The sequence below is a fragment of the Affinundibacterium flavidum genome, from assembly GCF_014284175.1.
Classification (GTDB): Bacteria; Pseudomonadota; Gammaproteobacteria; order Burkholderiales; family Burkholderiaceae_D; genus Undibacterium; species Undibacterium flavidum.
Genome location: NZ_JACOGA010000089.1, coordinates 1 through 236, shown reverse-complemented (window position 1 = coordinate 236; position 236 = coordinate 1). Strand labels below are relative to the sequence as shown.

Below are 236 nucleotides of genomic sequence, written 5' to 3'. Positions count from 1 at the left end.
CTTGTTTGCCGAGCCAAATACTCAATTCCTTGAATCCTTGCTGGTTATTTTGAATCACTTTATGGCGAAATTTTCCAGTTGTGAGGCGTAAAGTGCAATCCAATTTAATCTTTGCAACATCAATTCCCAAATAAAATTCCTGCATACAAATCCTCTGATAATCTACCTTGTGAATACGGGCTGCCAGCATGCTGGGCCAAAGATACTGTCCGATTTTTAGACGAGGGGTGAGCAAC

At 41.1% G+C, this 236-nt stretch carries 1 pseudogene; it reads right to left on the bottom strand.

The window, feature by feature from the left end:
* Positions 1-190 (bottom strand): annotated as a pseudogene (locus tag H8K55_RS22425) (hypothetical protein); the annotation flags it as partial.
* Between the last annotated feature and the right edge of the window lie 46 nt (positions 191-236).